This is a genomic window from Herbiconiux sp. (assembly GCF_023264895.1).
Classification (GTDB): Bacteria; Actinomycetota; Actinomycetes; order Actinomycetales; family Microbacteriaceae; genus Herbiconiux.
Genome location: NZ_JAHFUY010000035.1, coordinates 18,569 through 44,918, shown reverse-complemented (window position 1 = coordinate 44,918; position 26,350 = coordinate 18,569). Strand labels below are relative to the sequence as shown.

Annotated in this window: 27 protein-coding genes, 1 tRNA gene and 1 other RNA gene; 13 read left to right on the top strand and 16 right to left on the bottom strand. The window is 70.1% G+C overall.

Annotation, left to right across the window (positions count from 1 at the left end; genetic code table 11):
- Positions 1 to 1,731, top strand: a 1,731-nt coding sequence (locus Q0D57_RS08195; RefSeq protein ID WP_291041183.1) for a multifunctional oxoglutarate decarboxylase/oxoglutarate dehydrogenase thiamine pyrophosphate-binding subunit/dihydrolipoyllysine-residue succinyltransferase subunit, incomplete at its 5' end; no start/stop codon positions are given.
- 298 nt (positions 1,732 to 2,029) lie between these two features.
- On the opposite strand, the gene Q0D57_RS08190 is transcribed toward Q0D57_RS08195, so the two are convergent.
- Entirely contained in the window at positions 2,030 to 2,269 is a 240-nt protein-coding gene (locus tag Q0D57_RS08190) for a zf-HC2 domain-containing protein (protein ID WP_291041180.1), read from the bottom strand.
- Positions 2,266 to 2,868, bottom strand: coding sequence for a sigma-70 family RNA polymerase sigma factor (locus Q0D57_RS08185; RefSeq protein ID WP_259527513.1), 603 nt, complete (start codon positions 2,866 to 2,868; stop codon positions 2,266 to 2,268). The genes Q0D57_RS08190 and Q0D57_RS08185 overlap by 4 nt, the downstream gene beginning before the upstream one ends.
- A gap of 108 nt (positions 2,869 to 2,976) precedes the next feature.
- On the opposite strand from Q0D57_RS08185, the gene aroA reads away from it, so the two are divergent.
- The 4 genes from aroA to Q0D57_RS08165 are packed head-to-tail and all read left to right on the top strand — an operon-like array spanning position 2,977 to position 6,833.
- Positions 2,977 to 4,335 (top strand): 3-phosphoshikimate 1-carboxyvinyltransferase, encoded by a 1,359-nt coding sequence (gene aroA / locus Q0D57_RS08180; protein WP_291041175.1) that lies wholly within the window; start codon positions 2,977 to 2,979, stop codon positions 4,333 to 4,335.
- 10 nt (positions 4,336 to 4,345) lie between these two features.
- The gene (rsgA, locus tag Q0D57_RS08175) at positions 4,346 to 5,422 is read left to right on the top strand and encodes a ribosome small subunit-dependent GTPase A (RefSeq protein ID WP_291041172.1); all 1,077 of its coding nucleotides are present in this window, start codon (positions 4,346 to 4,348) and stop codon (positions 5,420 to 5,422) included.
- A gap of 9 nt (positions 5,423 to 5,431) precedes the next feature.
- A complete protein-coding gene (locus Q0D57_RS08170) occupies positions 5,432 to 6,307 on the top strand; it encodes an inositol monophosphatase family protein (protein ID WP_291041168.1) in 876 nt (291 codons plus the stop codon).
- Between the two features lie 4 nt (positions 6,308 to 6,311).
- Complete coding sequence (locus Q0D57_RS08165; RefSeq protein ID WP_291041165.1) at positions 6,312 to 6,833, top strand: septum formation family protein; 522 nt, start codon at positions 6,312 to 6,314, stop codon at positions 6,831 to 6,833.
- A gap of 32 nt (positions 6,834 to 6,865) precedes the next feature.
- Here Q0D57_RS08165 and Q0D57_RS08160 read toward each other — a convergent pair whose 3' ends face one another.
- Entirely contained in the window at positions 6,866 to 8,380 is a 1,515-nt protein-coding gene (locus tag Q0D57_RS08160; protein ID WP_291041163.1) for a trypsin-like peptidase domain-containing protein, read from the bottom strand.
- A 66-nt stretch (positions 8,381 to 8,446) separates the two neighbouring features.
- Positions 8,447 to 8,893, bottom strand: coding sequence for an META domain-containing protein (locus Q0D57_RS08155; protein ID WP_291041160.1), 447 nt, complete (start codon positions 8,891 to 8,893; stop codon positions 8,447 to 8,449).
- Between the two features lie 49 nt (positions 8,894 to 8,942).
- On the opposite strand from Q0D57_RS08155, the gene Q0D57_RS08150 reads away from it, so the two are divergent.
- Positions 8,943 to 9,605, top strand: a complete 663-nt coding sequence (locus tag Q0D57_RS08150; protein WP_291041157.1) for a histidine phosphatase family protein — start codon at positions 8,943 to 8,945, stop codon at positions 9,603 to 9,605.
- 10 nt (positions 9,606 to 9,615) lie between these two features.
- Entirely contained in the window at positions 9,616 to 10,116 is a 501-nt protein-coding gene (locus Q0D57_RS08145) for a MarR family transcriptional regulator (RefSeq protein WP_291041155.1), read from the top strand.
- Between the two features lie 69 nt (positions 10,117 to 10,185).
- Here Q0D57_RS08145 and ssrA read toward each other — a convergent pair.
- Positions 10,186 to 10,583: a transfer-messenger RNA gene (ssrA, locus tag Q0D57_RS08140) on the bottom strand.
- A 144-nt stretch (positions 10,584 to 10,727) separates the two neighbouring features.
- On the opposite strand from ssrA, the gene Q0D57_RS08135 reads away from it, so the two are divergent.
- Both Q0D57_RS08135 and Q0D57_RS08130 read left to right on the top strand, forming a co-directional pair.
- Positions 10,728 to 11,414 carry an SIMPL domain-containing protein gene (locus tag Q0D57_RS08135; RefSeq protein WP_291041138.1) on the top strand — a complete coding sequence of 229 codons (687 nt, stop codon included), beginning with the start codon at positions 10,728 to 10,730 and terminating at the stop codon, positions 11,412 to 11,414.
- Positions 11,414 to 12,346, top strand: a complete 933-nt coding sequence (locus Q0D57_RS08130) for an SDR family NAD(P)-dependent oxidoreductase (protein WP_291041135.1) — start codon at positions 11,414 to 11,416, stop codon at positions 12,344 to 12,346. Before Q0D57_RS08135 ends, Q0D57_RS08130 begins: the two co-directional genes overlap by 1 nt.
- Positions 12,347 to 12,415: 69 nt before the next feature.
- On the opposite strand, the gene smpB is transcribed toward Q0D57_RS08130, so the two are convergent.
- The 4 genes from smpB to prfB all read right to left on the bottom strand — a co-directional run bounded on the left by smpB (position 12,416) and on the right by prfB (position 16,203).
- Positions 12,416 to 12,892, bottom strand: coding sequence for an SsrA-binding protein SmpB (gene smpB, locus Q0D57_RS08125; RefSeq protein WP_259527574.1), 477 nt, complete (start codon positions 12,890 to 12,892; stop codon positions 12,416 to 12,418).
- A gap of 60 nt (positions 12,893 to 12,952) precedes the next feature.
- The gene (ftsX, locus tag Q0D57_RS08120) at positions 12,953 to 13,867 is read right to left on the bottom strand and encodes a permease-like cell division protein FtsX (RefSeq protein WP_291041121.1); all 915 of its coding nucleotides are present in this window, start codon (positions 13,865 to 13,867) and stop codon (positions 12,953 to 12,955) included.
- Positions 13,864 to 14,991 (bottom strand): cell division ATP-binding protein FtsE, encoded by a 1,128-nt coding sequence (gene ftsE / locus Q0D57_RS08115; RefSeq protein ID WP_291041116.1) that lies wholly within the window; start codon positions 14,989 to 14,991, stop codon positions 13,864 to 13,866. Before ftsE ends, ftsX begins: the two co-directional genes overlap by 4 nt.
- 102 nt (positions 14,992 to 15,093) lie before the next feature.
- Positions 15,094 to 16,203 carry a peptide chain release factor 2 gene (gene prfB / locus Q0D57_RS08110; protein ID WP_291041113.1) on the bottom strand — a complete coding sequence of 370 codons (1,110 nt, stop codon included), beginning with the start codon at positions 16,201 to 16,203 and terminating at the stop codon, positions 15,094 to 15,096.
- 71 nt (positions 16,204 to 16,274) lie between these two features.
- Between prfB and Q0D57_RS08105 the strand changes: the two genes are divergently transcribed.
- The 3 genes from Q0D57_RS08105 (at position 16,275) to Q0D57_RS08095 (ending at position 18,415) form a co-directional block, all read left to right on the top strand.
- Positions 16,275 to 17,519: an MFS transporter gene (locus Q0D57_RS08105; protein WP_291041110.1), complete on the top strand. Its 1,245-nt coding sequence runs from the start codon at positions 16,275 to 16,277 to the stop codon at positions 17,517 to 17,519.
- Between the two features lie 28 nt (positions 17,520 to 17,547).
- Positions 17,548 to 17,629 (top strand) — tRNA-Leu (locus Q0D57_RS08100).
- 21 nt (positions 17,630 to 17,650) lie between these two features.
- Positions 17,651 to 18,415 carry a VTT domain-containing protein gene (locus Q0D57_RS08095; RefSeq protein WP_291041107.1) on the top strand — a complete coding sequence of 255 codons (765 nt, stop codon included), beginning with the start codon at positions 17,651 to 17,653 and terminating at the stop codon, positions 18,413 to 18,415.
- A 12-nt stretch (positions 18,416 to 18,427) separates the two neighbouring features.
- Here Q0D57_RS08095 and Q0D57_RS08090 read toward each other — a convergent pair whose 3' ends face one another.
- The 4 genes from Q0D57_RS08090 to murI form a co-directional block, all read right to left on the bottom strand.
- The gene (locus tag Q0D57_RS08090; protein WP_291041191.1) at positions 18,428 to 19,294 is read right to left on the bottom strand and encodes a cation diffusion facilitator family transporter; all 867 of its coding nucleotides are present in this window, start codon (positions 19,292 to 19,294) and stop codon (positions 18,428 to 18,430) included.
- Positions 19,295 to 19,492: 198 nt separating this feature from the next.
- Entirely contained in the window at positions 19,493 to 20,104 is a 612-nt protein-coding gene (gene rdgB / locus Q0D57_RS08085) for an RdgB/HAM1 family non-canonical purine NTP pyrophosphatase (protein WP_291041102.1), read from the bottom strand.
- A gap of 5 nt (positions 20,105 to 20,109) precedes the next feature.
- On the bottom strand, positions 20,110 to 20,865 hold the full coding sequence (gene rph, locus Q0D57_RS08080) for a ribonuclease PH (RefSeq protein WP_291041099.1): 756 nt from the start codon (positions 20,863 to 20,865) through the stop codon (positions 20,110 to 20,112).
- On the bottom strand, positions 20,862 to 21,707 hold the full coding sequence (gene murI / locus Q0D57_RS08075) for a glutamate racemase (RefSeq protein ID WP_291041096.1): 846 nt from the start codon (positions 21,705 to 21,707) through the stop codon (positions 20,862 to 20,864). Before murI ends, rph begins: the two co-directional genes overlap by 4 nt.
- Before the next feature lie 32 nt (positions 21,708 to 21,739).
- Between murI and Q0D57_RS08070 the strand changes: the two genes are divergently transcribed.
- Complete coding sequence (locus Q0D57_RS08070; RefSeq protein WP_291041092.1) at positions 21,740 to 23,059, top strand: nicotinate phosphoribosyltransferase; 1,320 nt, start codon at positions 21,740 to 21,742, stop codon at positions 23,057 to 23,059.
- 6 nt (positions 23,060 to 23,065) lie between these two features.
- On the opposite strand, the gene Q0D57_RS08065 is transcribed toward Q0D57_RS08070, so the two are convergent.
- The 3 genes from Q0D57_RS08065 to Q0D57_RS08055 are packed head-to-tail and all read right to left on the bottom strand — an operon-like array spanning position 23,066 to position 26,189.
- Positions 23,066 to 23,359, bottom strand: coding sequence for a DUF3039 domain-containing protein (locus tag Q0D57_RS08065; protein ID WP_259527622.1), 294 nt, complete (start codon positions 23,357 to 23,359; stop codon positions 23,066 to 23,068).
- 35 nt (positions 23,360 to 23,394) lie between these two features.
- Positions 23,395 to 24,966, bottom strand: a complete 1,572-nt coding sequence (locus tag Q0D57_RS08060; protein WP_291041086.1) for an ABC transporter permease — start codon at positions 24,964 to 24,966, stop codon at positions 23,395 to 23,397.
- A complete protein-coding gene (locus Q0D57_RS08055; RefSeq protein WP_366518592.1) occupies positions 24,942 to 26,189 on the bottom strand; it encodes an ABC transporter ATP-binding protein in 1,248 nt (415 codons plus the stop codon). Before Q0D57_RS08055 ends, Q0D57_RS08060 begins: the two co-directional genes overlap by 25 nt.
- Between the last annotated feature and the right edge of the window lie 161 nt (positions 26,190 to 26,350).

The following is a 26,350-nucleotide window of genomic DNA, read 5'->3' as shown; positions in this document are numbered from 1 at the left end:
CAGGGCATCGTGGTGGAGACCCTGCAGATGTCGCAGCTGCGCGGCTACCGCACGGGCGGCACGATCCACATCAACATCAACAACCAGGTGGGCTTCACGACTCCCCCGTCGGAGTCGCGCTCCTCGGTCTACTCGACCGACGTTGCGAAGACCATCCAGGCGCCCATCTTCCACGTGAACGGCGACGACCCCGAGTCGGTCGTGCGGGTGGCGCAGCTGGCGTTCGAGTTCCGTCAGCAGTTCCACCGCGACGTGTTCATCGACCTCATCTGCTACCGCCGGCGCGGGCACAACGAGGGCGACGACCCCTCGATGACCCAGCCGCTGATGTACAACCTGATCGAGGCCAAGCGGTCTGTGCGGAAGCTCTATGTGGAGTCGCTCGTCGGCCGCGGCGACATCACCGAGGAGGAGTACGAAGCCGCGCACCGCGACTTCCAGGACCGCCTCGAGCGCGCCTTCGCCGAGACGCACGCGGCTCAGACCTCCTCGATCCCGGTCATCACGGCCGACACGCAGGCGGTCTCCGACCTCGAGCGCCCCGAGGCGCAGCGCGACGACAGCACCACGGCGCCGTTCGAGACCGCGGTCTCCGAGTCGGCCATCCGCCTCGTGGGCGACGCGTTCGACAACAAGCCCGCCGGCTTCACGGTGCACCCGAAGCTGCAGCAGCTGCTCACCAAGCGCGTCGAGATGAGCCGCAACGGCAACATCGACTGGGCGTTCGGCGAGCTGCTCGCGCTGGGGTCGCTCCTGGTCGAGGGCACCCCGGTGCGTCTCGCGGGCCAGGATGCGCGCCGAGGCACGTTCGTGCAGCGTCACGCCGTGCTGCACGACCGCGAGAACGGCCAGGAGTGGCTGCCACTGGCCAACCTCGCCGACAACCAGGCCCGGTTCTGGATCTACGACTCGCTGCTGTCGGAGTACGCGGCCATGGGCTTCGAGTACGGCTACTCGGTCGAGCGCCCCGACGCCCTCGTGCTCTGGGAGGCGCAGTTCGGCGACTTCGCCAACGGCGCGCAGACCATCATCGACGAGTTCATCTCGTCGGCCGAGCAGAAGTGGGGTCAGCGTTCGTCGCTCGTGCTCCTGCTGCCGCACGGCTACGAGGGTCAGGGGCCCGACCACTCGTCGGCCCGCATCGAGCGGTTCCTGCAGCTCTGCGCCGAGAACAACATGACGGTGGCGCGGCCCTCCACGCCGGCGTCGTACTTCCACCTGCTGCGCCGCCAGGCCTACGCCCGGCCGCGGAAGCCGCTCGTGGTGTTCACCCCGAAGGCGATGCTGCGGCTCCGCGGCGCCACGAGCTCGGTGGAGGACTTGACGAGCGGTCGCTTCGAGCCCGTGATCGACGACGCCCGCATCACCGACCGCGACGCGGTCACGAAGGTACTGCTGCACTCCGGCAAGATCCACTACGACCTCGCCAGCGAGCTGCAGAAGAACCCGAACGACGCCATCGCCCTCGTGCGCGTGGAGCAGTTCTACCCGCTGCCGCTCGAGGAGATCAACCGCGTCATCGCCGGCTACCCGAACGCCGAGCTGGTGTGGGTGCAGGACGAGCCGCAGAACCAGGGCGCCTGGCCCTTCATCTGCACCGAGCTCGCCAGCCGCCTCGACGGCCGCACCATCACGGTGGCCTCGCGCCCGGCGGCGGCCGCGCCCGCCGCCGGCAGCGCGAAGCGCCACGCGGTGGAGCAGGCGGAGCTGATCACTCGGGCGCTGAGCTAGCTGTGCTGGTTGCGGTTGGGGCCGTGCTTCGCGCGGCTCCACCCGGGCACGCCGCCGCCTCTGCGGCGTGCCGCGACATGCGAGATCGCGGTCGCTATCGCGGCCACGACCTCGCCTTGGGTCGTCGGGTACGGCCTGTCACCTGGTCAGCGTAGGGAACCGTTGATTGCCGCCTGGCTGGTTGACTTCGGCGCGATTCTGAAACCATCTGGGCGTTGTCGATGACCCAAGGCGACAGCGTGGCCGCGTCAGCGACCGCGCCGTCGCATGTCCCGTGCGCCGCAGAGGCGGCGGCGCACTAGGAAGCGACAGTGCGCAGCCTGGCGAGGAGCTGGTCGCGGAGTTCCTCCGGGGCCGTCTCCTTGCAGGCGCGCTGGACGGTCTGGGTGAGGACGATGCCGACGTGGAGCTCCGACTGGCAGCCCTCGCAGGTCTCCAGGTGGGCTCGGATGTCGGCCGCGTCGGTGCGGCAGATCTCGTTGCGCAGATACTCCTCGAGCTCGGCCCGGGCCTTGTCGCAACCGCAGTCGTTGTTCATTTCTTGCTCCCTCTGGCGGGCGCGGCGGTGGCCTCGAGGCCCCGCTCTCGCGCGTAATCGGTGAGGAGACCCCGGAGCAGTCGCCGGCCACGGTGCAGGCGGCTCATGACCGTGCCCACGGGGGTCTTCATGATGTCGGCGATCTCCTGGTAGGAGAAGCCCTCGACGTCGGCCAGGTAGACGGCCAGACGGAAGTCCTCGGGAATCGACTGCAGCGCCTCTTTGACATCGCTGTCGGGGAGGTGGTCGATGGCCTCGGCCTCGGCCGATCGGCTCGACAGGGAGGCGGTGACCGACTCGGCGGTGCCGAGCTGCCAGTCCTCCATGTCGCTCGTCGAGCCCTGGTAGGGGTCGCGCTGCTTCTTGCGGTAGAGGTTGATGTAGGTGTTCGTGAGGATGCGGTAGAGCCAGGCTTTGAGGTTGGTGCCCTGCTCGAACTGGCCGAACGCCGCGTAGGCCTTCACGAAGGTCTCCTGCACGAGATCCTGCGCATCGCTGGGATTGCGCGTCATGCGCAGGGCCGCGCCGTAGAGCTGATCGAGGAAGGGGATGGCCTGTTCCTCGAAGAGGGCGCGGGGATCTGGGGTGGGAGTGCTCATCGAGCCCAAGTCTACGACCGGGGCCGCGAGCTCCGGTGGGTTCAGTACTGCAGTTGCCGTCAAGCGCTGTTCCTCCAAGAATCCGTCGTCCGACTACTCTGATAACCGATGCCTGTTTCGAGATATTCCGTGCCGCAGTTCAACCCCTACGGCGACGACGCCCCGGTGGCGCACGACGAGCACTGGCCGGCTCCCCGTGCGACCGCACCGATCCACGCCGTCGTCTCCCTGCCCGGCTCGAAGTCGCTCACCAACCGTGAGCTCGTGCTCTCGGCCCTCGCCGACGCACCGTCGATCCTGCGCGCCCCCCTGCACTCCCGCGACAGCGACCTCATGGTCGAGGCGCTCCGCTCGCTCGGCACCACGATCGAGGAGGTCGACGGGTCGGGCGGCTTCGGTCCCGACCTCCGGATCACGCCCGCCGAGGAGCTCGTCGGCAGCACCACGATCGACTGCGGCCTCGCCGGCACCGTCATGCGCTTCCTTCCCCCCGTGGCCGCTCTCGCCCTCGGTCCCACCACGTTCGACGGTGACGAGGGAGCGCGTCGCCGCCCCATGTCCACGACCATCAGCTCGCTCCGCGACCTGGGTGTCGACATCGGGGACGACGGCCGGGCCGCCCTGCCGTTCACCGTGCACGGGAGCGGCCGCATCCGCGGTGGCGCCCTCTCCATCGACGCCTCCTCCTCGAGCCAGTTCGTGAGCGGACTGCTGCTGGCCGCTGCACGCTTCGACGAGGGCCTCGAGCTCCGGCACCAGGGCGACCGCCTGCCCAGCCAGCCGCACATCGAGATGACGCTCGCCGCCATCCGGGCCCGCGGTGTGCAGGCCGTATCGAACGAGCCGGGCTTCTGGAGCGTTCAGCCCGGGGCCATCACCGGCGCCGACGTGGCCATCGAGCCCGACCTGTCGAATGCGGCACCGTTCCTCGCGGCGGCACTCGTCACGGGCGGCTCGGTCACGATCACGGGCTGGCCGTCGTCGACCACCCAGGTCGGGGCCGACCTCGCCGAGCTGCTGCCGCTGTTCGGCGCCACCGTCGAGCTCGACGGCGACCGTCTGACGGTCACGGGGGGCGACCGCATCCGCGGCGTCTCGATCGACCTCTCGACGGGAGGGGAGCTCGCTCCCCCGCTCGTGGCTCTCGCCGCCCTCGCCGACGAGCCGAGCGAGATCACCGGCATCGGCCACATCCGCCACCACGAGACCGACCGGCTCGCGGCCCTCGCGACCGAGATCAACAACCTGGGCGGCGAGGTCACCGAGCTCCCCGACGGTCTGGCGATCACCCCGCGACCGCTGCACGGCGGCCTGTGGTCGAGCTACGCCGATCACCGGATGGCCACGGCGGGCGCCCTGATCGGCCTCGCGGTCGACGGCGTGCTCGTGGAGGACATCGCGACCACGGCCAAGACCCTCCCGCAGTTCCCGGAGCTCTGGCACGGGCTCCTCGCGGCGGGCGCCTGAGGGCTCGCCGATGAGCTGGTGGAGCGACGTCGACGGCGACGACGACGAGGGCGAGTACGACGGCTTCGACGAGTCGTCGATCCGCACGCGCCCGAACCCCAAGGCCAACCGTCCGCGCACGAAGACCCGGCCGAGCCACGACGACGCGGTCGCCGGTCGCGTGATGACCGTCGACCGCGGCCGCTTCACGGTGCTGATCGGCGAGGACACGCCCGAGGAGCACGCCGTGGCCGCGTCCAGGGCCCGGGAGCTCGGCCGCACCGCGATCGTCACGGGCGACCGCGTCGACGTGGTAGGCGACACCAGCGGCGAGTCCGGATCGCTCGCCCGGGTTGTCCGCGTGCAGGAGCGCACCACCCTGCTCCGCCGCAGCGCCGACGACTCCGACGCCGTGGAGCGGGTGATCGTGGCCAACGCCGACCAGATGCTGATCGTGGTCGCCGCCGCGAACCCCGAGCCGCGTGCCCGGCTCATCGACCGCTACCTCGTGGCCGCGTTCGACGCCGGGGTCACCCCCATCCTCTGCATCACCAAGACCGATCTCGCCGATCCCGCCGAGCTGCTCTCCGAGTTCGCGGCCCTCGACATCCGCGTCGTGACCCTGTCGCGCGACGACGTGCCCGTCGACGAGCTGACCGAGCTGCTCGTGGGAAAGAGCACGGTGACGGTCGGTCACTCGGGTGTCGGCAAGTCGACGCTCGTGAACGCACTCGTGCCGGGGGCGGATCGGGCCACCGGCGTGGTCAACACCGTCACCGGTCGCGGCCGCCACACCTCCTCCTCCACCGTGTGCCTCCGGCTGCACTCGGCCGACGGCCGCACGGGCTGGATCATCGACACCCCCGGTGTGCGCTCGTTCGGTCTCGGGCACGTCGATCCGGCCAACATCCTGCGCTCGTTCGTGGCCACCGCGCATCTGCCCGAGGGCCCGCCGCCCGGGGGCATCCCGCTCACCGAGGCGCATGACTGGGAGATCGTCGACCGGGTGGAGGCCGGCGAGCTCGGCGAGAGCGGCCGCGCCCGGCTGCACTCGCTGCAGAAGCTGCTCGACACGACGGGGCCCTCGGGCCCGGCGGGTGCGCGCTAGCCTGGATCGGTGACCCAGGACAACGACCACACCTCCGCCCCGGATGCCGAGCACGATTTCGCGCACGACGTCGCCGACGACCTCGATCTGGCGCTCCGGCTGGCCGACCACGCCGACTCGATCTCACGGAGCCGCTTCCGCGCGTTCGACCTGCACGTCACGGCGAAGCCCGACCGCACCCCGGTGACGGATGCCGACCGCGCCGTCGAGGAGGCCCTCCGCGCCGTTCTCGCCGCCACCCGACCGGGAGACGGCATCCTGGGCGAGGAGTTCGGGGAGGAGGCGGGAGGCGACGCATCCGGATCATCCCGCCAGTGGATCATCGACCCGATCGACGGCACCGCCAACTTCATGCGCGGCGTGCCGGTCTGGGCGACGCTCATCGCGCTCGCGGTCAACGGTGTTCCGGTGGTGGGTGTCGTGAGCGCCCCTGCCCTCGGCCGCCGCTGGTGGGCCGCCCGCGGGCTCGGGGCCTTCACGACCGACGTGCTCGACGGGGGCCCCGACGAGGTGCGGGAACTCCGGGTCTCGGGTATCGCCGAGCTCGCCGACGCCTCCCTCAGCTACAACAGCTTCAAGGGCTGGGACGAAGCGGGCCGGCTGGCCGAGCTCACCGCGCTGACCCGGGAGGTCTGGCGCACCCGGGCCTACGGCGAGATGTGGTCGTACATGATGGTGGCCGAGGGGCAGCTCGAGATCGCGGCCGAGTTCGACCTGCAGCCCTACGACATGGCGGCGCTCGTGCCGATCGTCGAGGAGGCCGGAGGCCGGTTCAGCTCGGTCGACGGCGTGCCGGGACCGTGGAGCGGCAGTGCTCTCGCCACCAACGGCCACCTGCACGGGGCCGCCCTGTCGCTCATCTCGCGCGAACGGGGCCAGGATTGAGCGCATGACGAAGCTCTCCGGCACGAAGGTCCGCGCCACCACCACGATCCTGTCCTCCGCCGCCCTGCTCGCCCTCGGGCTCGCGCTCGGCGGCTGCTCGGCCCTCTTCCCGCCCTCCGCGCCGCCGGCCACCGACTCGGCCACCGGCGAGGAGATCGACCAGACCGACACCGACGTCTTCACCCTCGCGGTGGGCGACTGCCTGAACGACACGGCAGCCGAGGAGGTCACCGAGGTGCCGATCGTCGACTGCGCCGACGAGCACGACTTCGAGGTCTACTCCGAGTTCGAGGTGGCGGGCGAGGAGTTCCCCGGCATGGAGGCCATCGACGCCGAGGCGGAGGAGAAGTGCCTCGCGGAGTTCGAGCCGTTCGTGGGGATCTCCTACGACGAGTCGATGCTCGGCTACACCTACTTCTCCCCCACCGAGGAGTCGTGGACCCAGGGCGACGACCGCCTGGTCTCGTGCATCGTGGGCGACCCCAACGGCAAGACCACCGGATCGCTCGCCGGCGCCGGGATCTGACCCGGCACCGGCCGTGAGCCGGCCGACCTCGATCAGAGGTCGGCCGCGAAGCTGCCCATCACCTGCTCGATGGCCGGCAGGTCGCTCTCGGCGGCGATCGTGACCGTCACCACGATCACGAAGCTGCCGTCGGCGGGCTGCGCCGCCACGACCACGTAGTCGCTCGTGCCACCGCAGGCCGAGAAGTACTGGTAGCGGCCCTCGTAGACGCCGTCCGAGTAGGCGTCCTCGGTCACCGGCGTGCACTGACCGGTGAGCGAGGTGAGCGACGCGAAGACGGCCTCGGGCGTGAGGTCGGGGGCGGCGGGGGCCGCCGACACCGTGACCCCCGAGGTGGCCCAGGACTCCTCGAACTGCGCGAGGTCGGTGCTCGCCCGCACGTCGAGGAACTCGTGACCGCCGATGCCGGTGAACGGGCTCCCGTCGACGTCGGCCCAGTCGGCCGGCACATCGACGCTCAGCACTCCGGAGTCGTCGGTCACCGTGACGTAGGGCCGGTCGTCGTCGCCCGTCACGCTGCCGATGCCGGGCACCTCCACGGCCTCGAGCGGCTTGCCGTTGAACTGGCCGCGGTAGAGCGCGTCTTCCGAGGGCCGGTAGACGTCGACGTCGATCGTGCCGTCGGCGCCCTGGGTGCGGATCACGTCGCAGTACTCCTCGAGCGTGCCCTCCTCGGCGAGGCTGGTGCCGGCCATGCGGAGCAGCAGGTCGCCCGGGAGGATGCCCGCGCCGTCGGCCGGGGAGCCGGCCTTCACGGAGCTCACCCAGACGCCGACCGCGCCGTCCTCCTGCGGTGGCAGCGCCTGCGCGTTCACCCCCAGGCTCTCGACGTCCTCCCCCGCGATCAGCCGCTTCAGCACCTTCTGCGCCTCGTCGCGGTGGATGGCGAAGTTCGAGTCGAGCTCGCCGATGCTCGCGTAGTTGACGCCCACGACCTCGCCGTCGGCGTTCACGAGCGGGCCGCCGGAGTTGCCGGGGCGGATCTTCGCGTCGTGCTCGATCACGTGGTCGAGCGAGGCCCAGGCCGACTCCCCCGCGGTGTCGTTCTTCGACACGATCCCCTGGGTGAGCGTGAAGTCCGGATCGCCGAGCGGGAAGCCCGCCGCGTAGACCTGCTCGCCGGTGGCGATCTCGCCCTCCTGCCAGCCGAGGAACGGGAAACCCTCCCCGTCGACCCGCACGACCGCGAGGTCGAGGCACTCGGACGAACCGAGGATCTCGGCATCGTGCGCCCCGTCCGCCCCGCCGACCTGCACGCTCATGGTGCCGGCACCGGCGACGACGTGATTGTTCGTGACGGCGAGGCCGTCGGCCGAGATGAGGAAGCCCGATCCGGTGCCCGCCTGCTCGGCCGAGGCGCCGTCCTCCGGATCGGCGAACGTGCCCCCAGCCTCGATCCGGATGGTGGCGGACTGCACCGCGTCGAAACCGGCTGCACCGCTCTGCCCGCCGCCGGAGCATCCGCTCAGCACGGCGCTCACCGTGAGAAGTGCGACGGCGGCCGACGTGCGCGAGACGGCCACCCGGGATGTCGAGGGTCGGGACATGGGCTCTCCTCCGATCGAAGCTGCTGAGAATGCCTCAGCAACGACGATCATACAGAGAGCTGACGATTATTCGATAGTTCCCTCTGGCGCCGGCACCAGGGTCACGAGGGTCTCGCCCGCCTCGTCGGCGAGCACGAGGGAGTCGCCGTCGAGATAGGCCGCGCGAGAGCTGGTGAGGTACTTCGGCAGCGGCGCCCCCTCGCAGCCGATGAGAGTGCTGAAGCCTGAAGCGGTGGCCGTGACCGCGCCGTCCGAGCCGACGCTCCACGAGCCTGCGCCCCCGTTGCAGCCGTCCGAGCCCTTCCAGGAGCCGTCATCGGCGAAGGTGAGGTAGGGCTCGTTCGGAGCCGTGGCGTACGTCTCGCCGGTCACCCAGGAGCCGACGAGGTCCGATTCGGTGGCCGGGGTGCCCGGCCCTCCCGCCGCGCCGCTCGACGCACACGCGGTGAGGGCGGTGGCCACGAGGCCGATGCCGATGGCGATCACTGATCTGCGGATGATTCCGGATGTCATGTGGTTCTCCTCTGATCACCGACCACGCTAGCAACATAGGCTGGACGGAATGCGACTCCTCCTGATCCGTCACGGCCAGACCATCGACAACGTGCGCGGGGCCCTCGGCACCGCGATCCCCGGCCCCGGCCTCACCGCCCTCGGCCGCACTCAAGCCTCGGCCGTGCCGGCCGCACTCACCGGTGAGCGGATCGACGCGATCGCCGTGTCGACCATGCAGCGCACCCACGAGACCGCCGCTCCCCTCGCGGCCGAGCGCGGCCTCGTGCCCGTCGAGCATCCGGGACTCAGGGAGATCACCGCGGGTGACCTCGAGCAGCGCACCGACCACGAGGCCGTCTCCACCTACCTCGGCACCCTGATGGGCTGGTGGCACGACCTCTCGGGCCGCATGCCGGGGGGCGAGAGCGGCGAGGAGTTCTTCGCGCGCTACGACGGCGTCATCCGGGAGCTCGCCGCCGCGCATCCGGACGGCACGGTCGCGGTGTTCAGCCACGGCGCCGCCATCCGCACCTGGGCGTCGTGGTCGTCGTCCAACCTCGACGCCGACTTCAGCCGCTCACACGGACTCGAGAACACGGGCATCGTGGTGCTCGAGGGATCGCCGCCGGAGGGGTGGCTCGCGACGACGTGGCAGGGCGAGCCCCTCGGCGGCGAGGCACTCGACGACGCCGCGGCCCCCGACCCCACCGGGGAACCGCTCGGGCACTAGAGTCGGAACGATGAACGATTCCGCACCGTCGCTGGATGCCCGTCAGTTCTCGGTCTGGGCCGACTTCGTGCTCGCGCACACGAGGGTGATGCGGCTGATCGAGCACTCCATCCGCAAGGAGGCCGGGCTCACCTGGGCCCAGTACGACGTGCTCTACAACCTGAACGCCGAGCCGGGCTCCGCCCTCTCGATCGGCGATCTCACCCGCACGCTCCTCTACAGCAGCGGCTCGGCCTCGAAGCTCGTGGCCGCCATGCAGCGCGGCGGCCTGATCGAGCGGGAGCAGTCCACCGACGACCGCCGCGTCATCCTCGTGCGGCCCACCATCGAGGGGTCGCGCGCGTTCGAGCGAGCCACCGCCGAGGTGCTCCGCGTGGTGCGCGAGGAGTTCGCGGCCCACCTGTCCGACGACGAGCTGCCGGTCGTGGCGGTGTTCCTGCAGCGCCTCCGCGAACAGGATCCGAAACTGCGCCGGCCGCCCTACGACATGCCGGTGGCACTCGACTCCTGACCGCCGAAGCGGAAGCGGGAGCGGAGGCGCGGGCAGACCCGCGCGGCAAGAGAGTGCGACGACGACCGATGGTGGAGATGGGGGGAATTGAACCCCCGTCCATCGCTGTGATTCCACGCCTTCTACGGGCGTAGCCTGTACAGACGTTCTGCTCGGCCCCGACCTTTGCTACAGGCACCTAGGTCGACGGGCCCAGCCACAGTGCAAGTCCCGCGTGACCCTGAGACACAGTCACGCAGCAATCTCTCTAGATAATGCCGGAACCCGGGTAGAGAGCATTCCCGGACCGACAGTTGCTAATTAGCTAGAAGGAAGACCTACGCTGCGAGAGCGAAGGTGGCCTTCTTGGCCGCAACAGTGCTGTTTGAATTGGCACTTATGTTTTGCGGAGGGCGTTAACGAGATAACCCCGCATCCTCGACCCGCTTCTCGTGGTTTCGCAGGCGATGTCGAAACCGATCATCCCCGTGCAGGTCGTCGTCGCACACTTTTGAGTTACCAAATGCTGATCCGACGCCCACCGCGAGGGTGGCCACCTGAACCAGCCCTCTAGTCTACGACAGATTCCGGGAGACGGGGGACATGCAGGTGCATGGAATATCGTGGGACCCATGCAGGAGACCATCATCACGGTAGCGGGATCGAGTCGGCTGCGCCGCAATCCCGAGCGCGCCCGGGTGCGCATCGGCGTCGGGTTCGAGGGCTCCAAACGCGACAGCGTGCTGGCGGCCACGAGGGCGGCGCACGAGTCGCTCACCGGATCGCTCGAGACCCTCCTCGACGAGCAGCACGGGCCCGTGATCGTGTGGAGCTCGGAGGAGATCCGGGTGTGGGGCCAGCGGCCCTGGAGCCAGGACGGCACGCGGCTGCCCGTGGAGTTCCACAGCGCCGTGTTCGTCGACGCCGAGTTCGACGACTTCGAGGCGCTCTCGGAGTGGATCGATGTGGTCGCCATCCGCGAGGGCATCGCGATCGACGGCATCGACTGGCTGCTCTCGCCCGAGACGGAGCACGAGGTGCAGACCGAGGCGCGACGGAGCGCCGTGGTCGACGCACTCGAGAAGGCGCACGAGTACGCCGAGGCACTCGGGCTCGGCGACATCCGGGCCCTCGCGGTGGCCGACCCCGGCCTGCTCGAGAGCTCGGCGGTCGCTCCCCTCGAGGCGCCGGCCACGATGGCCCTCGCCCGCGCCATGCCGGCTGCCGGCGGTGGCGGCATGGAGCTCCGGCCCAGCACGATCGCGGTCGAGGCCACCGTGCACATCCGCTTCGCCGCCTCGCCCGCGGCTGCCCTCTGATGGCCGCCCCGCGGCCCCTGCAGGGTCTCGCCGGCCGCACCGTGGTGGTGACGGGCGGCACCGGCGGCCTCGGCTACTGGGCCACCGAGCAGCTCGCGGCCGCGGGCGCCACCGTGGTCATCGCCGCCCGCACGCCCGAGAAGGGGCAGGCGGCGCTGGCCTCGCTGGCGCGGCGTGCTCCGGGTTCGGATGCGCGGTTCGTGCGGCTCGACCTCGCCGACCTCGCGTCGGTGGCCGAGGCGGCCGAGGAGCCCGCCGCGCTCCCCCGCATCGACGCCCTGCTCGCGAACGCGGGCGTGCTGTCGTCGAAGGGCCGGCAGCAGACTGCCGACGGCTTCGAGATGATGATGGGCACGAACCTGCTCGGCCACGTCGCACTCATCGGCCGCCTCCTGCCCGCCCTCTCCGCCCAGGAGGCCCCGGCCAGGATCGTGCACCTCGGCAGCATCAGCCACGAGTTCTTCCGGCTCGACCTCGACGACCTCCAGGCCACCGCGGGCCGGTTCCGCGAGTTCCGCACCTACGGCCGCTCGAAGCTCGCCGTGATGACCTACGGCTTCGAGCTCGACCGGCGGCTCCGCCTCGCGGGCTCGACCGTCTCGAGCATCGTGGCGCATCCGGGGTTCGCGGTCGACGAGCTCTCGCCGCACCGGGACATCCTGCCCGCACCGAAGAAGGGCACCCCCGTCACCCGTGCGGCCTACCGCGTGGTCGGCCAGGGCAAGGACGCGGGCGCCTGGCCGCTCGTGGCGGCGGCGGTCGACCCGCGGGCCGAAGGCGGCCAGTACTGGGGCCCGGCCGGCTGGCGCCAGCTCAAGGGCGCCCCCACGGTGGTCGACGCCAAGCCCTACGCTCGCGACCCGGCGATCGCCCGCCCCCTCTGGACCACCGCCGAGGAGCTCACGGGAGTGACCCACCACCTCCCCGGCTGACCCTCTGCCGAACCGTCACTTTCCACACGAAGATGCTCGCGGAAGCGTGAGAAGTGACGGTTCGGCAGATCAGTCGCCGAGGTTGCGGCGGCTCGAGATGGCACGGTCGGCCTCGCGCTTGTCCTGGCGTTCGCGGAGGGCCTGGCGCTTGTCGTACTCGCGCTTTCCCTTGGCGACACCGATCTCGACCTTGGCGCGGCCGTCGAGGAAGTAGAGCGAGAGCGGCACGAGGGTGTACCCGCCCTCTTTCGTCTTGTGCGAGATCTTGATGATCTGCTCCTTGTGCAGCAGGAGCTTGCGCTTGCGACGCGGCGGGTGGTTGTTCCAGGTGCCCTCGTTGTACTCCGGGATGTGCACGGCGTCGAGCCACGCCTCTCCCCCGTCGATGAAGGCGTAGCCGTCGACGAGCGAGGCCCGCCCGGCCCGGAGCGACTTCACCTCGGTGCCGGTGAGCACGAGGCCCGCCTCGTAGGTGTCCTCCACCGTGTAGTCGTGGCGCGCCTTGCGATTGGTCGCGACGACCTTCTGTCCGCGTTCGCGGGGCATGACGCCTCCTGACCTGAGGGGAATGGGATGAGCCGCCGCGAATCGCGACAGCCCACCATTCTAGACCTTGAGGTACCGCGTGATGGCGAACTTGGCCGACAGCGCCGCGAGCACGGCCCCGACCAGGATCAGGATGGGTATCACGATGAACGAGTCGGTGTCGCTCACGAACGACGTGAACGGCAGCTCGACCGCCAGATAGCCCTGCACGAAGAAGCGCACGATCGCCCAGATGGCGGCGCCCGCGAGCACCGATCCGATCAGCGACGCGATGATGCCCTCGAGGATGAAGGGTGTCTGGATGAATCTGTTCGACGCCCCCACCAGTCGCATGATGCCGAGCTCTCTTCGGCGCGAGAAGGCGGAGAGGCGGATGGTGGTGGCGATCAGCAGCACCGCGGCCACGAGCATGAGGGCCGCCACCCCGATGGCCGTGAAGCTCGCGGCGTTCAGGATGGAGAAGATCTGCTCGAGGTAGCTGCGTTGATCGACCACGCTCTCGACGCCCGCGAGGCCCGACAGGCTCTCGCTGAGCACCGCCGACTGCTCCGGATCGACGAGGTTGACCCAGTAGGTCTGGTTCAGCAGGTCGGCCGTGACGTACTCGGTCACGGCGTTGCCCGCGAACTGCTCCTGGAAGTTCTCGAACGCCTGCTCGTGGGTCTCGAAGTAGTACTGGTCGATGAAGGGCGCGAGCGTGGGCGAGTCGAGCTGCGCCTGCACGGCCGCGATCTGGTCGGGGCTCGCCTCGCCGCTCGCGCAGTTCTCGCCCCCGGAGGTGGCGGTGCACATGTAGACGGCCACCTGGGCGCGGTCGTACCAGAAGCTCTTCATCTGGCCGATCTGCATCTGCAGCAGGATCGCGGCGCCCACGAAGGTGAGCGAGATGAAGGTCACGAGGACGACCGAGACCACCATCGAGACGTTGCGGCGGAGGCCGGTGCCGACCTCGCCGAGGATGAGTGCGAATCTCACGTCGTGGGCCCCACGTTCTGGTCTTTCGCCGGATCCGCCGCGGCGCCGGGGGCGCGGAGGCCGAGCTTCTCGGCGAGGGTGAGTGATTCGGTGGCGGGATCGTGCGGCTCGGGCTGCACGGGCGCGGACTGGGCGGGCGCGAACTGGGCGGGCGCCGTCCGGGCGGGCTGTTCAGGAGCGCGCACGACCTCCTCGGCGACGGGAGCCTGAGGGCCCGTGGCCTGAGGGGGGTAGCTGTACTGCACCGGGGCATCCTGCTCGAGCGTCTGCACCGGCTGCGACTGGGCGGCCTGGGACTGTGCCGCCTGGGACTGGGCGGCTGCGGCAGCTGCTGCAGCCGCGGGCTGCACGTGCGGCTGGGCGGGGCCGACGGGTCGCACGAGGCCTTCGCCGAGCGCGATCTCCGCGGTGAGGCCGGAGTCCTGGAGGGCGATCTCGGCGGTCATGCCGTAGCCGCCGCGATCCTCGTCGCGCACGATCTGGCCGGAGACCAGCTCGATCACGCGGCGCTTCATGTGGTCGACGATGGCGTTGTCGTGGGTGGCCATGACCACCGTCGTGCCGCCCGCGTTGATCCGCTCGAGCACCGTCATGATGCCGGCGCTCGTGGAGGGGTCGAGGTTTCCCGTGGGCTCGTCGGCGAGCAGGATGGCGGGCTTGTTGACCACCGCGCGGGCGATCGCCACACGCTGCTGCTCACCGCCCGAGAGCTCGTGCGGGAGGCGGTTGGCCTTCTCGGCGAGGCCCACCATCTGGAGCACGTCCGGGACGGCCTCCTGGATGAAGCCGCGCGACTTGCCGATCACCTGGAGCGTGAACGCGACGTTGTCGAACACGTTCTTGCCGGGCAGCAGCCGGAAGTCCTGGAACACGACACCGAGGTTGCGACGGAAGTAGGGCACCTTGCGGTTCGAGATCGCGTTGAGATCCTGACCGAGGACGTGGATGTTGCCGTTCGTCGGGCGATCCTCTTTGAGGATGAGCCGGAGGAAGCTGGACTTGCCGGAGCCGGAGGCTCCGACGAGGAAGACGAATTCGCCGCGCAGGATCTCGAGGTCGACGGCGTTGAGCGCCGGCCGCTTGGTCCCGCGGTAGGTCTTGGTTACGTGATCAAACCGAATCATGACGTGATGACTCTAAGCAGGCCCCTGCCGATTCCCCGGCGCGACGCGCGAGAGTCGCCGATTCATAGGATTCACATGAACCGGCGACCCGACGGATCGGTGTCAGTCGTCGTGCTTGGTCTTGCGCCAGCGGATGCCCGCGTTGATGAAGCCGTCGAGGTCTCCGTCGAACACGGCCGAGGGGTTGTTGACCTCGTGCTCCGTGCGCAGATCCTTGACCATCTGGTAGGGGGCGAGCACGTAGCTGCGCATCTGGTCGCCCCAGCTCGCGGTGATGGTGCCGGCGAGCTCCTTCTTCTGAGCCGCCTCCTGCTCGCGCTGGATGATCAGCAGGCGCGAGGCGAGCACGCGCATCGCGGCCGCCCGGTTCTGGATCTGGCTCTTCTCGTTCTGCATCGAGACGACGGTGCCCGTGGGGAGGTGGGTGATGCGCACGGCGGAGTCGGTCGTGTTGACCGACTGGCCACCGGGGCCCGAGGAGCGGAACACGTCGACCCGGATGTCGTTCTCCGGGATCTCGATGGCGGCGGCCTCCTCCATCAGCGGGATGACCTCGACGGCCGCGAAGCTCGTCTGGCGCTTGCCTGCAGCGCCGAAGGGGCTCATCCGCACGAGGCGGTGAGTGCCGGCCTCGACGCTCAGGGTTCCGAAGGCGTAGGGGGCATCGATCTCGAAGGTGGCCGACTTGATGCCCGCCTCCTCCGCGTAGCTCGTGTCCATCACCGTGGTGGAGTAGTTGTGCTTCTCCGCCCAGCGGAGATACATGCGCATGAGCATCTCGGCGAAGTCCGCAGCGTCGACGCCTCCCGCACCCGAGCGGATGGTGATGACGGCCGGCCGGGCATCCCACTCGCCGTTCAGCAGGGTCTGCACCTCGAGGTCGCCGAGCACCTTCTGGATGGAGATGAGCTCCACCTTGGCCTCCTCGGCCGACTCCTCGTCACCCATCTCGTTCGCGAGCCCCACGAGCACCTCGAGGTCGTCGAGCCGCGACTGGATCGACTCGATCTTGGCGAGCTCCCCCTGCCGGTGGCTGAGCGCGCTCGTGACCTTCTGCGCCTTCTCCGTGTCGTCCCAGAGGTCCGGGACACCGGCCTCGTCGCTCAGGCGCGCGATCTCCGCCCGGAGCCCGTCGACGTCGACGACCGATCGGATGTCGTCGAAGGTGGTGCGGAGCTGCTGGATCTGTTCACTGAGGTCTAAGTCGAGCATTATGCAGCCAGTCTAGCGAGGCCCCGAATCCGGCGGCCGGCCCGATCGTTGATCCGGGTAAAGTAGTCGCAATGACGACAGGCGCTGCGGGCGAGGGATCCGAGGACGGATTCCGGTTCCGCTCCATCGCCCTCCCCGCCCTTCTGCCGTCGCTGCTCTTCGGGATCGGCGAGGGCGCCGTCATCCCGATCATCCCCGCCGTCGCGGTGGGCCTCGGCACCGACCTCGCGGGTGCGGGACTCATCGCCGCCATGATCGTGGTGGGGCAGCTCGCGGGCGACATCCCGAGCGGTGCCCTCGTGGCCCGGATCGGCGAGAAGCGCTCCATGATCGCCTCGGCCGTGCTGTCGGTCGCCGCGATGACGGTCGCCCTGTTCGCCGCCTCGGCCGCGCTCTTCGGCGTCACCATCTTCGCCCTCGGCCTCGCAGCGGCCGTGTTCGCCCTCGCCCGGCAGGCGTTCATGACCACGGTCGTGCCCATCCGCATCCGGGCCCGCGCCCTGTCGACGCTCGGCGGATCGTTCCGCGCGGGCTGGTTCATCGGCCCCTTCCTCGGTGCCGGCGTGATCGCGCTCACGGGCACGGCGAGTGCGGCCTTCGTGGTGCACATCGTGTGCGCCCTCACCGTGATCGTGGTGCTGCTGGTCATCCGCGACCCCACGGCCGGCGAGCCGAAGCCCGACACCGGCGCGCTGCTCGTGGCGGCCGAGACGAGCGGGCTGTTCCGCACCATCTGGCAGAACCGCGGCGCCCTCGTGCGGATCGGCAGCGGCGCGAGCGTGGTGGGGGCGCTCCGGGCGAGCAGGATGGCGATCCTCCCCCTCTGGGCCGTGAGCATCGGCCTCCCGGAAGAGACCACCGCGGTCGTGATCGGGATCGGCGCCGCCGCCGACTTCGCCCTCTTCTACACCAGCGGCCAGATCATGGACCGCTTCGGCCGGCTCTGGAGCGTGGTCCCCTCGATGGTGGGGATGGGGCTCGCGCTGATCGTGCTCTCCGTCACCCACGACCTCCCGGGAGCCGTGGGGTGGTTCATCGCCATCGCCATCCTCATGGGGGTGGCCAACGGGGTCGGCAGCGGCATCGTCATGACCCTGAGCGCCGACCTCGCGCCGCGCGTGAATCCCGCGCCGTTCCTCGGTGCGTTCCGGTTCACCGTCGACGCCGGTGCCGCCCTGGCCCCGGTGGCCGTCTCGGCGATCGTCGTGGTGGCGTCGCTCTCGCTCGCGACCGGCGTGATGGGCGTGATCGGCCTCCTCGGAGCGGGCATCCTGATCCGGAACGTGCCCCGCTACCTGCCTCACAGGCCGCGCTGAGAAGCTCCCCTACACTGGACTCGTATCTGCGGGAGTGGTGGAATTGGCAGACACGCAGGATTTAGGTTCCTGTGCTTTCGAGCGTGAGGGTTCAAGTCCCTTCTCCCGTACTCGCGAACGACTGGAGAGCCGTGATTTCCGCAGTGCCGCAAGCCCTCATCCCGTGGCTCGACCCCAACACCCTGCTCGGCGGTGTGTTCGGCCCGGTGGCACTGCTCGTGGTGTGCGCCATCGTGTTCGCCGAGACCGGCCTGCTCGTGGGCTTCCTGCTTCCGGGCGACACCCTGCTCTTCTTCACGGGCGTGCTGGCCGTGGGCGGCAAGTTCGGCATCGACATCTGGTGGGTCTGCCTCGCCATCTCGTTCGCCGCCTTCCTCGGCGGTGAGGTGGGCTACCTGATCGGGCACAAGCTCGGCCCGAGGGTCTTCGAGCGCAAGGAGTCGGGGCTGTTCAGCGTGCGCAACGTCGAGCGCACCAACGCGTTCTTCGAGCGCTTCGGCGCCCTCGCGGTGATCATGGCGCGCTTCGTGCCGATCGTGCGCACCTTCGCTCCGATCGCCGCGGGCGTCGGTCACATGAACTACAAGAAGTACTCGCTCTACAACGCCATCGGCGCTCTCATCTGGGGCTCCGGGATCACCCTGCTGGGCTTCGGCCTCGGCCAGATCGAGCCCGTGCGCGAGTTCACCGAGAAGTACCTCGACGTCGTGCTGATCTGCGTGGTCGTGCTCACGATCATCCCCACCGTCTTCCACTACCTCCGCGAGCGGAGCAAGGCCAAGAAGGACGCCGAGGCCGCCGTCGAGGAGGAGATCGAGATCACCGGTGCCGCCGAGCGCCTGACCCTCGAGCCCGAGGTCTTCGGCGGAGACGTCGACACCCGCCCGAAGCCGTAGCCGGAGCGCCTCTCAGGAGTGCTGGTTCTCCTCGTGCCGCGCGTGCTCCGCGGGCTCGAGCTGGAACGTCGAGTGCTCCACGTCGAAGTGCACGGTGAGGCACCGCCCGAGGGCGTCGAGCAGGGGGCCGCTCGCACCGCGCGCGAACACCTCCTGCTCCACCACGACATGGGCTGAGAAGACGTACTGACCCGGCGTGATGGCCCAGACGTGCACGTCGTGCACCGCCACGACCCCCGGCTCCTCGAGGATGTGGTCGCGGATGCCCTGCACGTCCATCGCCGACGGTGCCGACTGGTTGAGCACGCCGACGACGTCGCGGAGGAGCGAGACGGCGCGCGGCACGATCATGGCGGCGATCAGCAGCGAGGCGATCGCATCCGCCTTCTCGAAGCCGGTGGTGAGGATGACGGCGGCCGCGATGATGACCGCGACAGAGCCGAGAAGGTCGCCGAGCACCTCGAGGTAGGCGCCCCGCATGTTGATGGAGGTCTTGGCGCCGCCGCGGAGGATCATCAGCGAGACGAAGTTCGCGACGAGGCCGATCGCGGCCACCGCGAGCATGAGACCGCCCTGCACCTCACCGCCGTCGGCCGAGACGAGACGCCCGATCCCCTCGATCGTGACGAAGGCCGCCACACCGATGAGGATGAGGCTGTTGATGAGGGCTCCGAAGACCTCGGCCCGCCGGTAGCCGTAGGTGTGCCGGTCGTTCGCCGGCCGGGCCGCCACGATCGTGGCGATGAGGGCGACGATCAGCCCGATCAGATCCGAGAGCATGTGCCCGGCATCGGCGAAGAGCGAGAGCGAGCCGGAGAGGAAGGCGCCGACGGCCTCGACCACGAGGACGGTGGCGACGATCGCGATCGCGATGGTCAGGCGGGTGCGGTTGGCTCCGGCGCCGTGGTCGTGGCCGGCATGACCGCCCTGGCCGTGGTCGTGGGCGGATGAGCGGTCGTCCGGCGCACCATGCGAGAGCTCGCCCCCGCAGTCGGCGGGGCGGTGCTCCGCAGGGCTCGGGGATTCGCTCACGCTTCCACGGTAGCCGCCCGCGAGAGCACCACGCCACCGATCGGTCTAATCCGGAATGAGGGTCGTTCTCAGCAGCGGGATCGCGGCCTCGAAGGCGCGCCCGCGGTGGCTGATTGCGTTCTTCTCGGCCGCCGTGAGCTCGGCCGCCGTGACCTCGTGGCCCTCCGGCACGAAGATCGGGTCGTAGCCGAAACCGCCTCCGCCGTGGGCCTCCGTGGCGAGAGCACCGGGCCAGATCCCCTCCACCACGTGCTCGCTGCCGGTCTGGTCGGCACCGGTGGCGGGCACGACCAGCGCGATGGTGCAGGCGAAGTGCGCCCCGCGGTTCTCGGGCGCGATGTCGGCCATCTGGTCCAGCAGCAGCTCGAGGTTCGCCTGGGCACCCTTGCCGTGACCGGCCCAGAGCGCCGAGAAGATGCCGGGAGAGCCGTTCATGACGTCGACGCAGATGCCGGAGTCGTCGGCGAGGGCGGGCAGTCCCGTGTGGAGGGCTGCCGTGCGCGCCTTGATCAGGGCGTTCTCTGCGAAGCTCGTGACGTCCTCCACCGGCTCGGGACCGTCGTAGGCGACGATCTCGAGCTCGGGCAGCACCGACCCCAGGATGGCCTGGAACTCCTCGACCTTGTGGGCGTTGTGGGTGGCGAGCACCACGCGCACGGCGGCTACTCCCCCGCGCCCGCGGTGGAGGTCTCGAGCGCCGCGCGCTGCAGTGCCGCGAGCTCCGCGGTGCCCTTCAGCGCGAGGTCGAGCAGCGAGTTCAGCTCGGTGCGGTCGAACGGCGCGCCCTCGGCCGTTCCCTGCACCTCCACGAAGAGACCGCGACCGGTCACGACGACGTTCATGTCGGTCTCGGCCCGCACGTCCTCGACGTAGGCGAGGTCGAGCATCGGATCGCCGTCGATGATGCCCACCGAGACGGCGGAGACGGTGTCGAGCAGCGGCGTCGAGCGCTGGCCGATGAACTTCTTGCCCCGCGCCCACTCGATCGCGTCGGCGAGAGCCACGTAGGCACCCGTGATGGCGGCCGTCCGGGTTCCGCCGTCGGCCTGCAGCACGTCGCAGTCGATCACGATGGTGTTCTCACCGAGCGCCTTCATGTCGACCACGGCCCGCAGCGACCGGCCGATCAGCCGCGAGATCTCGTGGGTGCGCCCGCCGATCCGGCCCTTCACCGACTCGCGATCCGTGCGGTCGTTGGTGGCCCGCGGCAGCATCGCGTACTCGGCGGTGACCCAGCCCTTCCCCGAGCCCGACTTCCAGCGCGGCACGCCGTTGGTGAAGGAGGCGGTGCAGAGCACTTTGGTGCGCCCGAACGAGATCAGGGCCGACCCCTCGGCCTGGTCGCTCCAGCCGCGCTCGATCGTGACGGTGCGGAGCTCGTCGACGGTGCGACCGTCTTTGCGGGTGGCTTCGGTCATGGTGTGCTCCTCGTGGTCGGGGATTTCGGGGCGATGGGGATGGTGCCGGTCTCGACGAGCTCGACCGACGAGACCTCGGGGCCGAGGAACTGCTCGGCGAGGCGGAGGAACTCGGCGGCGCTCGTGCCGGTGGCCTCGTAGCGGTAGACGGGCCGCCCGGGCGACGTGCGCTCGATGCCGCTCTGCACGAGCGTGCGGTAGACGTCGTTGGCGGTCTCGGTGTCGCTCGAGACGAGCTGCACGCCGTCGCCGACCACGTAGGAGATCGCGCCCTTCAGGAACGGGTAGTGGGTGCAGCCGAGCACGAGGGTGTCGATCCCGCTCTCGACCAGCGGCCGCAGGTAGTGCTCGGCGAGGGCCACGAGCTCGCGGCTCGTGGTGTCGCCGGCCTCGACGTGGTCGACGAACTCGGGGCAGGCGCGGCTGAAGAGCTCGAGGTGGGGGGCGGCCGCGAAGGCGTCGTCGTAGGCGCGCGACAGGATGGTGCCTTCGGTCGCGATCACGCCGACCCGGTGATTGCGGGTGACCGACACCGCGGTGCGGACGGCCGGCTGGATGACCTCGATGACCGGCACGCTGTAGCGCTCACGCGCATCCCGGAGCATCGCCGAGGAGGCCGTGTTGCACGCGATGACGAGCATCTTCACGTCCTGCTCCACGAGATCGTCGAGCACCTCCAGGGCGAAGCGGCGCACGTCGGCGAGCGGCTTGGGCCCGTAGGGCGAGTGCGCGGTGTCGCCGACGTAGAGGAGCGACTCCCGCGGCAGCTGGTCGCGGATCGCCCGCGCCACCGTGAGCCCGCCGACGCCCGAGTCGAAGATCCCGATCGGCCTGTCACTCACGGTAGACCAGCCTAGCCGCCTAGGCTCGGAGGGTGAACGCGCCTCTCGCCGACTCCACCGCCCTCTTGACGGATCGCTACGAGCTCACGATGGTCGACGCGGCCATCCGGGCCGGCACCCACGACAGGCAGAGCGTGTTCGAGGCGTTCGGCCGCTCGCTGCCGCACGGCCGCCGCTACGGGGTCGTCGCGGGAACGGGCCGTCTGCTCGAGCTGATCTCGGCCTTCCGCTTCGGCGACGCCGAGCTCGACTACCTGCGCGAGAACGAGGTGGTGGGCTCCGCCACCCTCGACTGGCTCGCCGACTACCGCTTCACCGGGCGCATCCGCGGCTACCGGGAGGGCGAGGCCTACTTCCCCGACTCACCGCTGCTCGTGGTGGAGTCGAGCTTCGCGGAGGGTGTCCTGCTCGAGACCCTCATCCTCTCGGTGCTGAACTACGACACCTCGGTGGCGGGCGCGGCCGCCCGCATGGTCTCCGCCGCCCGCGGCCGGCCCGTGGCCGAGATGGGATCGCGCCGCACGGGCGAGCGCTCGGCCGTGGCCGCCGCCCGCGCCGCCTACATCGCCGGCTTCGGAGCCACCTCGAACCTCGAGGCGGGCCGCACCTGGGGCGTGCCCACGATGGGCACGGCGGCACACGCCTTCACGATGCTGCACGACTCCGAGGAGGAGGCGTTCCGGGCGCAGGTCGCCACCCTCGGCGCGGGCACCACCCTGCTCGTCGACACCTACGACGTGCCCGAGGGCGTGGCCACGGCCGTGCGCGTGGCCGGCACCGGTCTCGGCGCGGTGCGCCTCGACTCCGGCGACCTGCTCACCCTCGTGGCCATGGTGCGGCAGCAGCTCGACGAACTCGGGGCGACGGGCACGCGGATCACGGTGACCAACGACCTCGACGAGTACGCCATCGCGGCCCTCGCGGCCACGCCCGTCGACTCGTTCGGGGTCGGGACCTCCGTCGTGACCGGCTCCGGGCATCCGGCCGCCGGTCTCGTCTACAAGCTCGTGGCGCGGGAGGACGCGGAGGGCCGCTGGATCTCGGTGGCCAAGAAGTCGGCCGACAAGGCCACCCACGGCGGGCGCAAGCATCCGGTGCGCATGATCGACAGCTCGGGCACCGCGGTGACGGAGACGGTGTTCGTGGGCGATGCCGCTCCGGATGACGCGCCGGGGCGCCCCCTGCACGTCGACCTGATGGCCGACGGCACTGCCGACGAGCGCTACCTCGGTGCAGCCGGCGTCGTGGCGGCACGAGGCCACCGCGAGGTCGCCCTCGCCGAGCTGCCGGACCAGGCCTTCCGGCTGGCCTCGGGCACGCCGGCCATCCCGACCGTCTTCCAGGCCGTCTAGGGCCCCCTACTCGTCGAGTAGGCGCTCGTAGATCTCTTTGCAGGTGGGGCAGATCGGGAACTTCTCGGGGTCGCGCCCCGGAGTCCACTTCTTGCCGCAGAGCGCCTTGACGGGCTTGCCGGTCATCGCCGACTCGAGGATCTTCTCCTTCTCGACGTAGTGCGAGAAGCGCTCGTGGTCGCCGGGATCGATGTTCTCGGTGTTGAGGAGCTCCTCGAGCTCCCGGTCGAGAGTGGTGGTTCCGCCGCCGCCGTCGGGAAGGGCTCCGGGCTCGGAGGTGCGATCGAATGCGCCAGTCATGACGTCGATTCTAACCGCGCCGGGCCGGCCGTGCGTCAGTTGCGGAGGGCGGCGGCGAGGATCTCGGGACCCCGGCGATTGAAGATCGCCGCGCCTCCGCCCACGCCGACCACGAGCACGAACACGCCGATGCCGAGCCCGGTCCAGAGCGACAGCCAGTAGTACTCCGGATCGACGAAGACACCCAGCACGGCGAACACGATCGCCGGGGTGGACAGCGCCACCGTGCCGAAGAAGGAGAACACCTGGGCCAGCACGCTCGTGGCACCGGTCGCCTGCGGCTGCGAGAACGCGCTGTCGCCCGGCCGGCTGGCCGGATACGGGAAGCGCGCCGAGAAGAGGCTGCCGAGGCCGAGCCCCACGAGCACGAGGCACGTGCTCGTGCCGAGCACGGCCGGCAGCGCGTCGAGCTCGTCGGCGAAGAGCACGCTGAGGAACGAGCCGATGCCGATCAGCGGGATCGCGATGAGCACGACCGGGATCATCCGCCCGATCCGGTCGGCGAGGCCCAAGCGGCCGGTCACGACGTGCAGCCAGACGGCGGTGTTGTCGAAGGCCACGTCGTTGTGCACGACCCAGCCGAGGAAGACGCACATGAGCGGCACGGGCAGGAGGGCGGTGTACTCGATCGGGAGCCCGACGAAGACGAACACGATCACGGCCACCAGGGGGACGACGGGCACGATCACGAGCTGGGCGTAGTAGCGCGGATCGCGGCCCCAGTAGGTGAGCGAACGGGCCGCGATGGCACCGAGCGGGGTCGTGGGGGTGCGGGCGAACCAGCCGAGCCCCGAGGCCTCCCGCACCTCGACGTCGCGACCCGGGGTGACCAGCATCAGGGCGACGAGGCCCTTCCAGGCCAGCCACAGCAGGGCGACGGTCGCGACCGCGATGAGGAGCTTGAGCACGGCCGAGACCCCTTGGCCGGCGGCGGCGTCGGCGGGCACGGCCCAGACGGCGCCGAGCGGGGTCCAGCCGAGGATGCCCTCGAGGGTCGAGAAGAACCCGCCGCCGTCGGCGCCCCAGCCGGTGAGCCCGAGCAGCACGAGCCCGGGCACGATCACGACGATCGCGAGCACGGCCCCCGCAGCGCCGAGGTCACGGGCGCGGCGGGTCGCGAATGCGAAGGCCGAGAGGGAGAGCGAGAGCCGAGCGCCCAGCACGCACGTGACGGCCGCCACGACGCCGGCGAGGAGCGCCAGCAGCGCGGTGCCCGGGGACGCGGACCAGGTGACCGCGGTGGCGAGCGACACGATGGTGACGACGATCGCCGGGAGGCTCACGAAGGCCACCGCGGCGAGCCCGAGGGCGATGCGGTCGGCCGTCAGCCCCATCAACGAGAACGAGCGCGGGTCCATGCCGTCGCGGAGCGAGAGCAGCAGCGGTGCGAACCAGAAGATGGCGACCACGACCGAGCCGCCGAGCACGACGGCGTTGCGGGCGAGGTCGGCGGAGGCGTCGCGGAGCATCACGAGTGCCACGACGGCGGCCACGGTCACCGCCAGGGCGAGCACGGTGCCGATCACGACGCCCGTGAGCTCGGGGGTGCTGCGCTTGAACGTGTTGCCGAGAAGCCTCAGCCTCAGTCGGAGGAACTCAGCAGCCATTCCATCCCCTCAGGGCTCTTGCGGCCGCCGGCCAGCTCCACGAACCGCTGCTCGAGCGTTCCGCCCTCCCGCACCTCGTCGACGGTGCCCTTGGCGAGCACCTTCCCCTCGACGATGATGGCGACCCGGTCGCAGACCCGCTGGATCATGTCCATGCTGTGGCTGGAGAGCACGACGGTGCCCCCGCCGGTGACGTACTTCTCGAGGATCTCGACGACGTTGGCGGCCGACACGGGGTCGACGGACTCGAACGGCTCGTCGAGCACCAGGATCCGCGGCGAGTGGATCATCGAACAGGCCAGCGCGATCTTCTTGGTCATGCCCGCCGAGTAGTCCGAGACCAGCCGGCCGAGCGCATCCTCGAGCCCGAAGGCCGTGGCGAGGTCTTCGCTGCGCTGACGCACGGTGGCGGAGTCGAGGCCGCGGAGGGAACCGGAGTAGTGCAGCAGCTGCCGGCCTGTGAGGCGGTCGAAGAGGCGGAGCCTGTCCGGGAGCACGCCGATGAGGCGCTTGGCGGCGGCGGGATCGCGCCAGACGTCCTGCTCGAGCACCGTGACGACGCCGCCGTCGGGGCGCAGGAGGCCCGTGACCATCGAGAGCGTGGTGGTCTTGCCCGCGCCGTTGGGGCCGACGATGCCGTAGAACGAGCCCTGCGGCACGTCGATGTCGACGCCGGCGACCGCCGTGGTGCTGCCGAACTTCTTCGACAGGCCCGAGATCGACAGCGCGATCTTCGACGGATCGAGGTCGCGGACGACCGAGGGCGGGAGGACGGGTGCCGTGCGCGGCTTGGCCGGAGTGCGGGGGGTGCGCGGCGTTCGCGGGGCGCGGGTGGCGACCGGTGCGGCCGTCTCGTCCGCCGCGGTGGCCGCCGGCTTCCTGACGGGAGTCTTGCGCTGCACCGGCTTGCGGGGCGCGGCGGGCTTCTTGACGGGAGCCGCCTTCTGGGCGGCGGAGGCCTCGAGCTCGGCCTCGACCAGATCGTCGACGACCATCTCGTCGACAGCCGACCCGTCTTCGACCTTCACGTCTTCGACCTTCACGTCTTCGACCTTCACGGCGGGCCGTTTGGCCGCGGGGCGGGCCGCGGGCTTGCGGGCGGCCGGCTGCCGCGGCGTCGCAGCCTTGGCCGTCGAGGCGGAGGCCTTGGCCGGAGTCCGCCTGGGAGTGCGGGGTCCGCTGGAGGCACCCTGCGCTGGTGGAGTGTCGGACTCTGAGCTCACCGGATAAACCTATCAATCCTCTGTCGCGTGCACTGCGCCCCGCGGCATGCATCACGAAAGAGACACGATACATCTCTTCTGCGTCCGGTATTTTTCGGGTCATAGTACGGTGAGTAGTCGAACGAGGCAATCGCGGGTCAGCAACGACCCGGTGAACATCT